The organism is Paenarthrobacter sp. TE3676 (assembly GCF_056279165.1).
Window position 1 is genome coordinate 764,900 of sequence record NZ_JBWBQU010000001.1, and the last position, 14,350, is coordinate 779,249.

At 60.1% G+C, this 14,350-nt stretch carries 16 protein-coding genes; 7 read left to right on the plus strand and 9 right to left on the minus strand.

Features of this window, described 5'->3' with window-relative positions; translation table 11 throughout:
* Positions 1-12 precede the first annotated feature (12 nt).
* The 5 genes from ACZ881_RS03685 to ACZ881_RS03705 all read right to left on the minus strand — a co-directional run bounded on the left by ACZ881_RS03685 (position 13) and on the right by ACZ881_RS03705 (position 4,006).
* Entirely contained in the window at positions 13-1,113 is a 1,101-nt protein-coding gene (locus ACZ881_RS03685; RefSeq protein WP_243836888.1) for a lipoate--protein ligase family protein, read from the minus strand.
* An 86-nt stretch (positions 1,114-1,199) separates the two neighbouring features.
* Complete coding sequence (locus ACZ881_RS03690; RefSeq protein WP_017200906.1) at positions 1,200-1,457, minus strand: type B 50S ribosomal protein L31; 258 nt, start codon at positions 1,455-1,457, stop codon at positions 1,200-1,202.
* 141 nt (positions 1,458-1,598) lie between these two features.
* Positions 1,599-2,408: a TrmH family RNA methyltransferase gene (locus tag ACZ881_RS03695; protein ID WP_420178099.1), complete on the minus strand. Its 810-nt coding sequence runs from the start codon at positions 2,406-2,408 to the stop codon at positions 1,599-1,601.
* A 7-nt stretch (positions 2,409-2,415) separates the two neighbouring features.
* Positions 2,416-3,201, minus strand: a complete 786-nt coding sequence (locus ACZ881_RS03700; protein ID WP_091470680.1) for a sulfite exporter TauE/SafE family protein — start codon at positions 3,199-3,201, stop codon at positions 2,416-2,418.
* Positions 3,202-3,220: 19 nt separating this feature from the next.
* Positions 3,221-4,006, minus strand: a complete 786-nt coding sequence (locus ACZ881_RS03705) for an ABC transporter ATP-binding protein (RefSeq protein WP_091470679.1) — start codon at positions 4,004-4,006, stop codon at positions 3,221-3,223.
* Between the two features lie 110 nt (positions 4,007-4,116).
* Between ACZ881_RS03705 and serB the strand changes: the two genes are divergently transcribed.
* Complete coding sequence (gene serB, locus ACZ881_RS03710) at positions 4,117-5,010, plus strand: phosphoserine phosphatase SerB (RefSeq protein ID WP_476112592.1); 894 nt, start codon at positions 4,117-4,119, stop codon at positions 5,008-5,010.
* Between the two features lie 340 nt (positions 5,011-5,350).
* Positions 5,351-5,920, plus strand: coding sequence for a roadblock/LC7 domain-containing protein (locus ACZ881_RS03715; RefSeq protein ID WP_476112594.1), 570 nt, complete (start codon positions 5,351-5,353; stop codon positions 5,918-5,920).
* Between the two features lie 99 nt (positions 5,921-6,019).
* Here the strand turns inward: ACZ881_RS03715 and ACZ881_RS03720 are convergent, their stop codons facing one another.
* The 3 genes from ACZ881_RS03720 to ACZ881_RS03730 form a co-directional block, all read right to left on the minus strand.
* Complete coding sequence (locus ACZ881_RS03720) at positions 6,020-7,510, minus strand: ATP-binding cassette domain-containing protein (RefSeq protein ID WP_476112596.1); 1,491 nt, start codon at positions 7,508-7,510, stop codon at positions 6,020-6,022.
* 332 nt (positions 7,511-7,842) lie between these two features.
* Entirely contained in the window at positions 7,843-8,595 is a 753-nt protein-coding gene (locus ACZ881_RS03725) for an SDR family oxidoreductase (RefSeq protein ID WP_091470674.1), read from the minus strand.
* A gap of 117 nt (positions 8,596-8,712) precedes the next feature.
* Positions 8,713-9,438, minus strand: a complete 726-nt coding sequence (locus tag ACZ881_RS03730) for a beta-ketoacyl-ACP reductase (RefSeq protein ID WP_179016622.1) — start codon at positions 9,436-9,438, stop codon at positions 8,713-8,715.
* Positions 9,439-9,591: 153 nt separating this feature from the next.
* Here ACZ881_RS03730 and ACZ881_RS03735 point away from each other — a divergent pair, with 153 nt between their 5' ends.
* The 4 genes from ACZ881_RS03735 to ACZ881_RS03750 are packed head-to-tail and all read left to right on the plus strand — an operon-like array spanning position 9,592 to position 11,697.
* Complete coding sequence (locus ACZ881_RS03735) at positions 9,592-10,089, plus strand: DUF3099 domain-containing protein (RefSeq protein ID WP_178992784.1); 498 nt, start codon at positions 9,592-9,594, stop codon at positions 10,087-10,089.
* A complete protein-coding gene (locus tag ACZ881_RS03740) occupies positions 10,086-10,361 on the plus strand; it encodes a hypothetical protein (RefSeq protein WP_091470669.1) in 276 nt (91 codons plus the stop codon). Before ACZ881_RS03735 ends, ACZ881_RS03740 begins: the two co-directional genes overlap by 4 nt.
* Positions 10,362-11,228: an SURF1 family cytochrome oxidase biogenesis protein gene (locus tag ACZ881_RS03745; RefSeq protein WP_476112599.1), complete on the plus strand. Its 867-nt coding sequence runs from the start codon at positions 10,362-10,364 to the stop codon at positions 11,226-11,228. It begins immediately after the preceding gene.
* Complete coding sequence (locus ACZ881_RS03750; protein WP_476112601.1) at positions 11,212-11,697, plus strand: YbaK/EbsC family protein; 486 nt, start codon at positions 11,212-11,214, stop codon at positions 11,695-11,697. The genes ACZ881_RS03745 and ACZ881_RS03750 overlap by 17 nt, the downstream gene beginning before the upstream one ends.
* A 133-nt stretch (positions 11,698-11,830) precedes the next feature.
* Here ACZ881_RS03750 and ACZ881_RS03755 read toward each other — a convergent pair whose 3' ends face one another.
* Positions 11,831-13,429, minus strand: coding sequence for an ABC-F family ATP-binding cassette domain-containing protein (locus ACZ881_RS03755; RefSeq protein ID WP_011774803.1), 1,599 nt, complete (start codon positions 13,427-13,429; stop codon positions 11,831-11,833).
* A gap of 268 nt (positions 13,430-13,697) precedes the next feature.
* Between ACZ881_RS03755 and ACZ881_RS03760 the strand changes: the two genes are divergently transcribed.
* Positions 13,698-14,336 carry a biotin transporter BioY gene (locus ACZ881_RS03760; RefSeq protein ID WP_476112603.1) on the plus strand — a complete coding sequence of 213 codons (639 nt, stop codon included), beginning with the start codon at positions 13,698-13,700 and terminating at the stop codon, positions 14,334-14,336.
* Positions 14,337-14,350: the final 14 nt, after the last annotated feature.

Sequence of the window (14,350 nt, forward strand, 5' to 3'; positions counted from 1 at the left end):
ACCGGAAAGAACCTAGGGAACCCGGTTCAACCATTCCCCGGTGCCGAACTTCGCGTCCACGCGCCGCCTTGCTTCGGCGAGTTCGTTGTCCGTAAGCCGGGTTTCCACAGCGCCGTAACGTTCTGTGAAGACGTCCTGCATGGCCTGGAGGATTGCCGAGCGCGCAAGGCCTGTCTGGCGCCGCAACGGGTCCACGCGCTTCTTGGCACTCCGGGTTCCCTTGTCAGAGAGTTTCTCCTTGCCGATGCGCAGGACCTCCACCATCTTGTCCGCGTCAATGTCGTAGCTCATGGTGACGTGATGGAGCATACCGCCACTTGCGAGCCGCTTTTGTGCTGCACCACCGATCTTGCCCTGATCGGTGGCAATGTCATTGAGGGGCACGTAGAAGGCGGTAATGCCCAGCTTCTCGAGCGCGGCCATGACCCAGGCATCCAGGAATGCGTACGAGTCAGCGAAGCTGATTCCATCCACCAGCGTCTGCGGGAGGTAGAGCGAATAGGTGATGCAGTTGCCTGCTTCCATGAACATGGCACCGCCACCACTGATGCGGCGCACCACCGTGATGCCGTGCTTGGAGACGCCGTCCGGATCCACCTCGTTTCGTACCGACTGGAAACTGCCAATGACAACGGACGGCTCTTCCCAATCCCAGAACCGCAAGGTGGGATTGCGCCGCCCTGCTCCCACTGCCTCCGTGAGGACCTCATCCAACGCCACGTTCACCTGCGTGGGCAGTACCGAAGGTGGAATGACTTCCCATTGGTGGTCCGCCCAGCCCGTCGCCTTGGAGAGCGCACGGCGGACGGTTACAGCCACCGCCTCTGCGGAGAACCCGAACAGTACGGCCTCCGGGGGCAATCCGGCATTGACGGCTGCGGCGATGTCTGCCGCTGTTGAATTCTCCTGGAGGCCGGTGAGTGCCCGATTGATGTCCTCAAGGGCTTCGTCGGGCTCCAGGAAAAAGTCGCCGCTCAGGGATACGTTGGAAAACCGGCCATTGGCCACTTCCAGGTCCACCACCACAAGTTTGCCGCCGGGGACTTTATATTCGCCGTGAAGTCGCGCGTCGTCGTCGTGGGTGTGCGGTTCCTGAGCCGGGTGGGTAGTCATGGTGTCCATCTTGCCGGAAAACACAAAGGCCCGCATTGCCGGAAATCCAGCAATACGGGCCTCGAAAAGCCTTGGGGTGAAGTGGGTTACTTCTTGCCGCCGAAGCCCTTGAAGCGAGCGTTGAAGCGCTCGACGCGGCCAGCGGAGTCCATGATGCGCTGCTTGCCCGTGTAGAACGGGTGGGACTCCGAAGAGATTTCGACGTCGATAACCGGGTAGGTGTTTCCGTCTTCCCACTCGATGGTCTTCGAGGAAGACACGGTGGACTTGGTCAGGAACTGTGTACCGGAAGCCAGGTCGTTGAAAACAACAGCTTCGTACTTCGGGTGGATATCAGACTTCATAATGGGACCTTTTGTTCGCGCAACTGGATTTTGCCAGCTGCCAGGTATGAATGGAGGTGGACCTTTGCTGCAATGCGAACATTCCAGCGGCCGGGCCAACAACCAATCATAGCCGAAACGGCCATTCCGTACGAACTGCGCTCAATCGCGTGGACGGAGTTCCCAAAACGCCACTGCCGAGGCCGCGGCGACGTTGAGTGAATCGACGCCTGCACGCATGGGAATCTTGACGGCGAGATCGACGGCGGTCAACGTCTCCAGGCTCATGCCTGCCCCTTCGGTTCCAAGAACCAGAGCCAGTTTGGGGATGTTCCGTGCCGCGAGATCGTCCAGGTCCAAGGCATCATCGGTCAGCTCCATGGCCGCCACTGTGAAGCCCTGTTCCTTCAGTTGCGCCAGGTCGCCCGGCCAGCTCTCCAGGCGCGCCCATGGAACCTGGAACACCGTGCCCATACTGACGCGAACACTGCGCCTGTACAGCGGGTCCCCGCACCGTGGCGACACGAGGACCGCGTCCACTCCAAGTGCAGCGGCAGAGCGGAAGATGGCACCCACGTTGGTATGGTCCACGATGTCCTCCAGGACGGCGATCCGCTGCGCGTTGGCCAAGAGGTCCGACAACGGGACGGGAGCCGGCCGGTGCATTGCAGCCATGGCTCCGCGGTGCAGGTGGAACCCCGTGATTTCTTCCAGCAAGGAGGCCTTGCCAATGAAGACCGGAACATCAGGATGAGCCCGGAAGACGTCGTCGAGGTCCTCCAGCCACTTCTCAGCAAGGAAGAAGGAACGTGGCTGGTGGCCTGCAGCGAGTGCCCTGCGGAGGACCTTGGAGGATTCGGCGATGTACATGCCCTCCCGGGGCTCTCGCAGCTTCCTCAGGTGTACATCGGTGAGCGTGGTGTAGTCCGTGACGCGGGGATCGTTGGCGGACTCAAGATAATGGAATGTCACCGGGTGATTATTTCAGCAGGTTGGCGACCATGAAGCCCAAGGCCACGATGCCGAGGGTGAAGATCACTGCCCGGAGGACCTTGGGAGACAGCTTCCGGCCTACCTTGGAACCGACGAGTCCGCCAATGGTGGAGCTGACTGCGATGAGTAGGACAACCAGCCAGTTGATGCGGTCGAAGGCGAAGATCAGGTAAGAGATTGCCGCCACCATGTTGACGCCCAGTACCAGGATGTTCTTCATGGCATTGGCATTTTGCATGGTTCCGCTGAGGAATACCCCGAGGATGCCTACCAGGAGAATTCCCTGCGCAGCGACGAAGTAGCCGCCATACACACCCGCCAAGTACACAAGGACCACCAGCAGGAATCCGTGGCTGCGGTCTCGGATGGCATGTTCCGGATTCTCTTCCCTGCTGCGGACCCATGCCTGCAGTTTGGGCTGGAACACCACCATGAGGAGGGCAAGGACCAGAAGGACGGGGGCTACGTAGTGGAAGACCTTCTCCGGCAGGTGCAGCAGCAGCCACGCGCCGGTGATTCCACCGAGCAAGGAGGCCGGCAGGAGTTTCATCAGCTGCCTGCCACGGCCTGCCAGTTCGCGTCGGTAGCCCCAGGCACCCGCGGCCGTGCCGGCCACGAGTCCCATCGCGTTGCTCATGGAAGCGACCACCGGTGTGACGCCGAGGGCTATGAGCACGGGGAAGGTTACCAGCGTGCCGGAACCGACTACCGCGTTGATGGTGCCGGCCCACAGGCCCGCGAAAAAGACCAGAATGCTGCTAAGGATCTCCATTGTTGACTACGCGACCGGGCTAGCGGCGGGCCGTGGCCGTGTAGCGGCCGGCGTTTTCCGAAACGTCCAGCGCCAAGCCGAAGGTTTTGCTGAGGTGTTCGTCCGTAAGTACTTCCTTGATGGGACCAGCAGCCACCACTCCGCCTTCGCGAAGCAGCATGGCGTGCGTGAATCCAGGCGGTACTTCCTCAAGGTGATGAGTGACAAGGACCATCGCCGGAGCGGCTTCGTCGCTGGCGAGCTTACCGAGCTTGTGGACCAGTTCTTCACGCCCGCCGAGGTCAAGGCCTGCGGCAGGCTCGTCCAGCAGTAGCAGTTCAGGGTCGGTCATCAGCGCACGGGCAATTTGGACGCGTTTGCGCTCCCCCTCGGACAGGGTGGCAAAGGTGCGGTTCAACAACGGACCCATCCCCCAGTCATTGAGCAAGCCGAAGGCGCGGCGTTCGTCGTCGCGTTCGTATCCCTCACGCCAACGACCGGTAACTCCATAAGCTGCCGTGACCACGACGTTCAGGACGTTCTCGTGTTCTGGAATCTGGGTAGCGAGTGCTGCCGAAGAAAGGCCGATGCGGGGACGGAGTTCAAAAACATCAACGCGCCCCAAGGTTTCGTCCAGGATCCCGGCCTTGCCGCTGCTTGGGTGCATGCGGGCGGCAGCTATCTGGAGCAGGGTGGTCTTGCCCGCGCCGTTCGGTCCCAGGATGACCCAGCGTTCGCCTTCGTTGACTTCCCAGTCGACCTTGTCCAGCAGGGTCTTCTTGCCTCGGACAACGCTGACGGAAGCCAATTCCAGAACATCACTCATAGCAGTAGACACTAGGACAAAAGTAGGTGTGACTGATAACCGGGGTATCTCCTGGTTTACGAGGGGAAACGAATTCGGATGGATGTAGCGCCCTCAGTAGGATTGAGGCCATGACTTCGAACTTGGCTGCAGTCAGCTACGGCGTGAACTTGTCCCCCGAATCACTGGAAAATGTGCTCAAAGTTCTGGCTGACGCCGGAGCCTCAGTGTCGTCGGAATCACAGGGCGGCGACGAGCGCTTCGGTGTGCACACGGCCGATCTTGTGGTGGACGCCGACACGGAAGCGGGCCTTTTGACAGTGAGGCGGCTGGTGGCCGAAGCTGCCGAGGCAGGAGTGGATACAGCCATTGTTTCCGGGAGCCTGCGCCAAGCCCCCCGGAAGTTCCTGATCATGGATGTGGATTCAACCCTGATCCAGCAGGAGGTCATTGAGCTGCTGGCAGCGCACGCCGGCAAACGGGAGGAAGTCGCTGCCGTCACAGAGGCTGCCATGCGCGGTGAATTGGACTTCGCCCAGAGCTTGCATGCCCGCGTTGCCGTCCTTGCCGGACTTCCTGCCGCCGTCGTTAATGCTGTTCGCCAAGAGGTGCGCCTAAGCCTTGGTGCGGCTGAACTGGTGGCCGCATTCAAGGAGGCGGGGCATGTGGTGGCTGTTGTTTCCGGAGGATTCAACCAGATTTTGGGGCCCATTGCTGAAGAGCTTGGCTTGGACTATTGGATTGCCAATGAGCTCGAGATCGTCGACGGCGTGTTGACCGGTAAGGTTCTCGGCTCAGTCATCGATCGGGCTGCCAAAGAGAAGTACTTGCGTGAGTGGGCGGCCGCGGAAGGCATCAGTATTGAGCACACCATAGCGGTGGGCGACGGCGCCAACGACCTGGACATGCTGAGTGCGGCCGGCCTCGGCGTCGCCTTCAACGCCAAACCAGCAGTGCGCGCAGTGGCCGACGCTGTCATCACCATGCCGTATCTTGACGCAGTGCGGCATATCGCCAACGTCTGAAGGCTGGACGTCGCTTGCGCGACGCCGTTTCGCATTACCCTGACCTGGCACCGGTGGAGTTTCTCCACCGGTGCTTTAGTTTGCCCGGAGAGGCACGCTTGCAGGAGAAGTGCGACAGTCGAAAAGAAGCATTCGGAGCGAAACAGCAAAACCAATTTCGTGACGCAGAAAAAGCAACTATTTATCAAACTGTCATTCTTGTTCGTAATCAACAGCACTTTTCGTTTAATGCGTAAATCTTGTGCTTTGGAGCATTAGTTGTTGTGTAAAGTGAAGACTTCCATCTATATCTCCGCAAAGCAGGCGGCAGGCTGGAACGAGGAAAGTGCGGGGGCAGGAAGTGAACCGTTCGGAGCGCACGTGGAAGTGGTGGAAACGCGACTACGTATTCGAATCGAGGGAACCTGATGACAAAATTCCGGATGAGCGTTTAACACCCCTCCACGAGTTTTTGCAGGCGAATCACAACGACGTCAACGTCACCCGAACTACCAACTTCACGGGCACTGCCGATGACACAACAGAACAGGAACAACCCGATATGAGCACACTTGATGAGTCCATAAAGCAACTACTGGCTATCGAAGGAGCCACTGGCGCGGCCGTGGTGGACTATTCCAGTGGAATGGCCTTGGCCCAAGGTGGAAACCCGGGCTTCGACCTCGGCGTTGCTGCTGCGGGGAACTCAAATGTGGTGAGCGCCAAACTGCGCACCATGGCTGAGCTAAGCGTTGACAGCGACATTGAAGACATCCTCATCACGCTCGGGACCCAGTACCACCTGATCAACGTCCTGAACTCAAGCGGTTCCAGGGGCCTCTTCGTCTACCTCGTACTCGATCGCACGTACGCGAACCTGGCACTGGCCAGGCACAAGCTCAAAAACCTTGCCAAGGACATCACCATCTGATTTCCGGCGGGAGACGAAGGGGACGGTGGCGCACGCGTCACCGTCCCCTTTCGTTGTCTTGCACGTCGGATCGTTCTTTCGCAGAAGGAAGAAACAGCGTCAATTTCTCACACGGCGTGCGTCGCCGCCACCGGATTCAAACTTCACACCCAGCATGTGGTGTACCAAAACATCCTCATTGGTGTTGGCATTGGCCTCGATAGTCACAAGTTCGCCGTCCCGCATCACGCCCACCCGGTGGCACCAGCCGATCAGTTCGGACAAGTCGGAAGACAAGAGGATAATGGCAACCCCTGTTTGGCTGAGCTCGCTCAGCATCTTGTAGACCGTCTCCTTGGCGCCAATGTCGATGCCACGGCTGGGATGGCTAAGGATCAGCACATCGCAGTCCGAGCCGATCCATTTGGCGAGTTGAATCTTCTGCCTGTCCCCGCCGGAGAGGGTGGCGATGTTGCCGTGGATGTTCGTCGTGCTGATGCGCATGCGTCGAATGACCTCAGTTACACCACGGAGCTGGGAAATCTCGTCCCGTAGAGTTGCCTCCCCTGCTTCCGGCACAGGCTGAAGGCCGTCCACGATGCTGCCCGTCTCCTCACCATTCTCCGCGGCATCGGACAAGTAGCCGATTTTTAAGCGGGAGGCATCCTGGACCCCTCGGATCTGAACCGGTTGACCGTGCAAAAGGATGTGTCCCGAGGTGCTGGGGTGAACTCCCGCCAGCGCTTCGACCAACTCGTAGACACCTGACCGATGAGTTCCGACCAAGCCAAAAATCTCGCCTTTGGATACATTGAAGGTGACCTCCCGAACCTTGTCTTCCATGCTGAGGTTCACCACCCGCAGTGCCTCTTCACCCGTTGCCGGGTCAGTAGGCCTGGTGCCGTCTTCGAGTTCCTGCTGAAGCAACAGAAAGGCCAATTCGTCGACGTCGGTATGACTGGCTTCAAGTATTTTGTGCACCCGGCCTTCCCGGAGGACGGCTATACGGTGTGCAATGGATCGGACCTCATCCAGTCGATGCGTGATGTAGATGATTGCGCGACCTTGCCGGACCAGCATTCGCAACACCTGATGCAGGACAGCGACATCATGGTCCGGCAGCGAAGCGGCGACCTCGTCCATGATGACCAACTGGGCTTCTTCGGCAACCATCCGCAGCACTTCCACAAGGGCCTGCTCAGCACGAATCAGCGTTCCGACCTTCATGTCGGGATCCAAGTTGATGCCGATGTCGCGTATTAACTTTCCTGCTTGATCCCGGAGTTCGTGATGAGGCTTATCTGCTTGGAAAGTACCCCGGAAAATGGCCCTTGCAATGGTTAGTTGGGGATCGATCCGGAAGTTCTGCGGGATGAGACCAACCCCGCAGGCCTGCGCTTCCTCTATGGAGTCCGGCACATACTTTTCTCCGGCCAGCGTCATCATTCCGGTGTCGTGCCTATGGGATCCGGCCAGTACGCCCATTAGCGTGGTTTTTCCCGCACCGTTGGTGCCGATCAACCCCAGTATCTCGCCACGTTGTACGGAAAGTCCGACGCCTTTAAGGATGCGCCGATGATCGTACGAGGCATGAATATCATCAGCGTGCAATAACAGGTCCAAAGAAAGCTCCTAAACAAAGGGACAATGGCCGCCCCTGTGAGTCAACCGCGAAGTTTCCACTTGATGTCTGAGTGCGCGAGTTGGCATAGAGCCGCCAACCGGGTTCATGCGGCCTGCTTACAAACAAGGACGAGGGCGCTTTGGAGAGTTAATCAGATAAGTTCGTTTAATGCAAAGCTAAAGTTGCGAAACAAAAATTGCTATTTCGTGACGCGAAATGCTGAATAATTTATGGAACTGTTATTTGCAGAGAGGAGCGGCTGTTAAACAGCAGCGGCCCGGGACGTTGGTCCCGGGCCGCCGATAATTTGCTGTGCGGGCTATTCGGCAGTCTTACCGAAGTAGTCTGCACCACCCACGTATTCGGTATGGCCGGATTCCACATCGGCGGTCACCATCTTTGCAACCTCGGCCGCGAACTCCTCCACGGAGTACAGCTTGCCGGCTTCCGCTCGACGGGCTTCAATGGCTCCCGGGTTGGAGCGATCCAGCAAGGTGGCAGTCACGGTGCCTTCGATCATGTCGCCGGATACGACCACAAGTGAGATGCCCTTGTCCGCAAGGTTGGGCAGGAGGGCGCGCAGGGCGTCCTCACCGGCACGCTTGCTCTTGGCAACGGGCTCGTACTCGGGCATGGTGGGCACGGTTTCCACAAAGTGCGCCTGATGGCTGGTGACGAAAACCACGCGCGAACCCTCGGGCATGAGCGGAACAGCTGCGTTAAGCACATTCACCTGGGCATCGCGGTTCAGCTTGAGTGCGTACCCCTCTTCCATGCCCGATTCCATGCCGCCGGAGGCGTTAAGTACCAAGACATCGAGGGAACCGAACTCCTCCATGGCGGTGCTTGCCAGTGCGTGCACGCCTTCGTCAGTGGTGAGGTCTGCCCCTACAGCAGCCGCGCGTCCGCCTGCTGCCTGGATCTCTGCCACTACCTTGTTGGCTCGCGGCGCCTTCTGACGGTAGTTGACGACGACGGCGGCACCCTCACCAGCGAGGATCTTGGCAACTTCGGCGCCGATTCCCCGGGAAGACCCCGTGACGATGGCGGTCTTGTTATCCAGCGTTCCCATTCGTGCTCCTTTTGTTCACTTCATCCAAATTCCGTGGGCTCGGATTCCATCATGCCAGCGGCACGAAGGAAATCCGTTGTTGACCCCGGACAAAAAACAGCCGTGCAGGCTAGTTTCCTAGTGGCCCATCCCGAGGCCGCCATCGACAGGGATCACTGCACCGGAGATGTACGCGGCTTCGTCGCTGGCAATCCAGCGCACCACGTTGGCTACCTCGGACGCTTCGGCGAAGCGTCCCGCCGGAACATTGGACAGGTAGGACTTCTGGGTGTCTTCGGGCAGTTCGGCCGTCATATCGGTGTTGATGAAGCCGGGCGCAACAACATTCGCGGTGATGCCGCGGCTACCAAGTTCGCGGGTCAGGGAGCGTGCGATGCCCACCATGCCGGCCTTGGAGGCGGAGTAGTTGATTTGGCCAGGCGCGCCGTAGAGGCCCGACACCGAGGAAATGAGCACAACGCGGCCCTTTCGCAGGCGGATCATGCCCTTGGACGCCCTCTTGATCACACGGAAGGCTCCGGTCAGGTTGGTGTCGAGAACTGACGTGAAGTCTTCCTCGCTCATCCGCAGCAGCAGCGTGTCCTTGGTGATTCCGGCATTGGCTACCAGCACTTCCACAGGTCCGTGCGCCTCTTCGACGATCTTGAAGGCAGCGTCGATTGATGCCTCGTCCGTGACGTCGGCCTTGACGCCCAGGATGCCCTCAGGCAGTTCTGTTTCACTGCGGTAGGTGACGGCCACCTTGTCACCGTTGGCAAGGAACGATTCGGCGATAGCGAGGCCGATGCCCCGGTTGCCGCCGGTAATGAGGACACTGCGGCCGGTGGATACTGCTTCAGACATTCTTTCGCTCCAGGTTCCGCGGCATTCTTTTGCCGCTATGAAGAGGGATTTTCCTGATTCGATCCTATCCGCAGCCCGCTGCAACCCGCGGGTAACCGGCAACCAGCGCGGTTTGGGCGGTTACAGCCTTGGTGAGAGAATTGAGACAGGCCTTTGGAGCGTGATGATTCAGTTGTGACACGAGAAAACAGTCCCCTGCAGCAAGTGCCCGGGGAACCGGACGCTGTTTCCAGCGACCCCGAGGTCCACAGCATCACCGATGCCGCGGCCGCACACTCCGAAGACATGCGTGACCGCATGATCAAGTATGCGGTGGCCATGGGCATCCGCATGGTCTGTATCATCCTGATTTTCGTGGTTGACGGCTGGTTCAAGATCATCGCCATCGCTGGTGCCGTGTTCCTGCCTTGGATTGCTGTGGTCATAGCAAATGGCAACGACAAAGCGGAGGACCACAGCGAGTCCCTGCTGGACTACGTGGCCGTTCCTGAGATCGAACGTTCCCCGGAGCCGGAAGAAGCTCCTGCGGACGGGCCGACAGTGCTTCAAGGAGAACTGGTGGACGATGAACCACCAAGCAAACAAGCGGGCCCCGCGACGGGCCATGCAAGCGAGGCCGGGCATCCCGGCGACGAACGGGCGGCTTCATGAATATCTTTAATCTTGGCGGCCCGGGTGCGGCCAGCCAGGAGTCCGAACGTGCCACGGGTCCGGCCTTGTGCTCCCGTAAAGGTTGCAGAGCCGGCGCCCAATGGCAACTCTTATGGAACAATCCCCGCATCCATACGCCGGATCGACGCAAGGTGTGGTTATCGTGCGGCGACCACCGGGACTGGCTGGAGGACTACCTGCAGACGCGTGGCCTCTGGAAAGAAACTGTGCCGTTCACGGCCAGTCAAGAAGCAGCAAATGGGGCCGGCTGAATGTATCGTTTCCTCTTCTCCAGCAAGTGGCTGGGATACTTCGTGCTGGCTGTCATCTTCGCCACAGCCTGCGTTTTCCTGGGCCGCTGGCAGATGGACCGCAGGGCTGAAACGCTGGCCGAGATCAATCGCGTGGTGAGCAACTACTCGGCAACTCCCATTCCCTACACGGAGATTAAAGAGCAGTTCGACGCCCTGGACCCCGAGCGGGAATGGACCCAGGTTGAATTGCGTGGGAGCTACGATGTTGATGGTCAGCGGGTTGTGCGGAACCGGCCGCTGAACGGCCAGCCAGGTTACGACGTCGTGGTTCCTTTTCGGCTGACCACAGGCGAAGCCGTGGTGATCGACCGGGGTTGGCTGCCGATCGGAAACAATACACCAGGCCGTCCTGACGTCATTCCGGCTCCTCCCCCTGGCGAGGTGACGGTGGTAGCGCGGCTAAAGCCCGCCGAACCCAAGCTGGACCGGGGCGCGGTGGACGGTCAGCTGGCGTCCATTGACCTCGCCGGATTCGCCAGTGAACTTCCCTATCCCATCGCGACAGGGGCATACGGGCAACTGGCCAGCGAAGCCCCCGCAGTGCAGCCGATGCCAACGCCCTTCCCGAAACCTGCCACCGAAGAAGGAACACACCTTTCCTACTCATTGCAGTGGTTCGCCTTTGGCGTGTTGATGTTTATCGGGTTCGGATACGCAGCGCGGCAACAAGCCCGGAACGCGGCAATCGATGCTGAAGAGGAAGAGGACGAACAAATCCTCGCCGCCGGTGGAACGCCAAAACTCCGCACCCCGTCACCCCGAAAAAACAAACGGCGAACGTCCGAAGAAGAGGAAGACGCGATCCTGGATGCACAAGGCTACTGATTTGATGCCTGATCCCGTCATCACCGTCAGGTCAGCTTTGACAGCTTCCGGCGCCCAGGACACTGTCCGGACTTTCGACGTCAGCGTGCCGACGGCAGCCGCAGCTGCCTTGGTCCTGGGCTGTGACGTCGCCGCGATCACCAACAGCCTGGTGTTCGAGCTCGACGGCGAACCCCTGCTCATCCTGGCCAGTGGAGCAGCCAAAGTGGATACGGCCCTGGTGGCCGACCAGCTGGGAATCGGAAAGATTCGACGCGCCAAGCCAGACTTCGTGCTGAAACACACAGGCCAGGAAGTAGGCGGAGTAGCACCGGTAGGCCACCCCAGCCGGATCCGAACCCTCTTGGACACCTCGCTGCAGGAACACCCGCTGCTATGGGCAGGCGCCGGAGACCATAATTCAATGTTCTCCATCAGCTACGAGGAACTGGCACGCATCACAAACGCTAGGGAACTCCAGGTTCGTTAGCGCACGCGAGGTGACATGAACGCCAGCGGAGCGACGCGTTTGATGTGCGTAGCGTGCGTCTAAGCGAGGAACGAGCGAGCACGCGGCACATCGAGCGCGCCGCGAAGCGGTACGCAAGAGCCCCCGGGGGCGGTTAGGCCAACGTGATGAGGTCCAGGTAGTCCTCGTTCCAGTGGTCCTCTACGCCGTCCGGAAGCAGCACAACGCGCTCCGGGTTCAGTGCCGACACGGCACCTTCGTCGTGACTGACCATGACGACGGCGCCGCTGTAGTTCTTGAGCGCCCCCAGGATTTCGGCGCGGCTGGCAGGGTCCAGGTTGTTGGTGGGCTCATCAAGGAGCAGCACATTCGCGCTGGAGGCCACGATTGTAGCCAAGGCCAAGCGGGTCTTCTCACCACCGGAAAGTACGCCTGCGGGCTTGTCGACGTCGTCGCCTGAAAACAGGAATGAACCCAGGATGCCTCGGACTTCGGCGTCTTTCATGTCCGGGGCTGAAGACCGCATATTTTCCAGGACCGTGCGGTCGACGTCGAGCGTTTCATGCTCCTGGGCGTAGTAGCCCACCTTGAGGCCGTGCCCGGGGATGATGTCGCCAGTGTCGGGCTTGTCAACACCGGCCAGCATGCGCAAGAGGGTGGTCTTGCCGGCACCGTTAAGGCCAAGGATGACCACCTTGGAACCGCGGTCAATGGCCAGGTCCACATCCGTGAAAATTTCCAAGGAGCCATAGGACTTGCTCAGCCCCTCCGCCGTCAGCGGGGTTTTGCCGCATGGTGAGGGATCCGGGAAACGCAAGGCGGCCACGCGGTCGTTTTCGCGCACGGCCTCCAATCCACTGAGGAGCCTCTCGGCGCGCTTGGCCATGTTCTGGGCAGCCACGGCCTTGGTGGCCTTGGCGCGCATCTTGTTGGCTTGGTCGATCAGGACCTGCGCCTTCTTTTCGGCATTGGCGCGTTCGCGCTTCCGGGCGCGCTCGTCCGTTTCGCGCTGCAGCAAGTAGCGCTTCCAGTCCATGTTGTAGAAGTCGATCTGGGCGCGGTTGGCATCCAACAGGAAGACCTTGTTCACCGTTGCTTCGAGCAGGTCCGTGTCGTGACTGATCACGATCAAGCCGCCTTGGTGGTTCTTCAGGAAGTCGCGCAGCCAAGTAATGGAGTCGGCGTCAAGGTGGTTGGTGGGCTCGTCGAGGAGCAGGGTTTCCGCGTCCGAGTAAAGGATGCGTGCCAACTCGACACGGCGCCGCTGGCCACCTGAGAGGGTCTTCAACGGCTGGTTGAGGAGCCGATCCGGCAGGGCGAGGTTGGAGGAGATCGCAGCGGCTTCGGCTTCAGCAGCGTAGCCGCCACCCGAGAGGAACTCAGCTTCGAGGCGATCGTAGCGGTTCATGGCTTTGCGCTGCACGGCCGCATCATCGCTTGCCATGTCCTCATGGGCCTTCTTGAGCTTGCCTACCACGACGTCCAAGCCGCGGGCGGAAAGGATACGGTCCCGGGCAAGCTGCTCCATGTCCGGCGTCCGCGGGTCCTGCGGCAGGTAGCCGATCTCACCGCTGCGGGTGACTTTGCCGCCTGCCGGAAGGCCTTCGCCGGCAAGGACCCGGGTGAGGGTTGTCTTGCCGGCGCCGTTGCGTCCGACGAGACCAATCTTGTCCCCTTTGTCCACCCTGAAGTTGACCTGGTCCATGAGCAGGCGTGCGCCGGCGCGGAGTTCGAGGTCCTGGACGGTAATCAATTCGGGTGATGCCTTTCAATGGGGAACGCTCGCGGGGACCGGTGGGTCCGATAAGTGCGGCGGGATGTGGCCGTGAGAACAGCCTGTTCAAGTCTACCGGTACCCCGGCCGCAGGCTGACATCGGCCCTCGAAAGAGAAAACTGTGCCAACGGCCAAACAATTCCCGAAAGACTTTGTGGGAAGGCTCCAAAATGCCGCCCCCCGTCCCTCCGTACCCTCGACATCAGGGGAAACAACTTTCATTGCACCGCACCCGATAGGAACGTCATGAGCCAGACCCAACCTGACACTGCTGCCACTTCCGACGCAACAGTGCAACGCACCGCCTCCTCCCGCAAACGCTGGACCACCACCGACCTCGGCCTCATTGCCGTTTTCGCTGCCCTCGTCGCCGCCTCCGCGATCGTCCCCGGCATTCCGGTAGGCGCCCTTGGCGTTCCCATCACCTTGGTGACCCTGACAGTGATGCTCAGCGGGCTGGTGCTGGGCGCCGGGCGCGGTTTCGCCGCCGTCGGGCTCTATGTGCTGCTCGGCTTCGCCGGGCTGCCGATCTTCAGCGGCGGCCGTAGCGGACTGGGGATTCTCGCGACGCCCTCCGCCGGTTACATCATTGCGTTCCCCTTGGCCGCAGCGGCAACCGGATACCTTGCGGGGGTCGTCATCCGTCGGACGGTTAAGTTCCGTGCGCTGTGGCTCTTCGCCGCGGCAATGGTAAGCAGCATCGTGGTCATCCATGCGCTGGGCATCCTTGGATTGATGGTCAATGCAAAATTGGACTTCACCAAAGCTCTCCTCGCAGACCTCCCGTTCGTGCCCGGCGACATCCTCAAGAACGTCCTGGCTGTGATCATCGCCATGGCGATCCACAAGGCTTTCCCGGACGTCCTGGTGCGTCGGGTCAAGTAAAGCAGGAACAATCA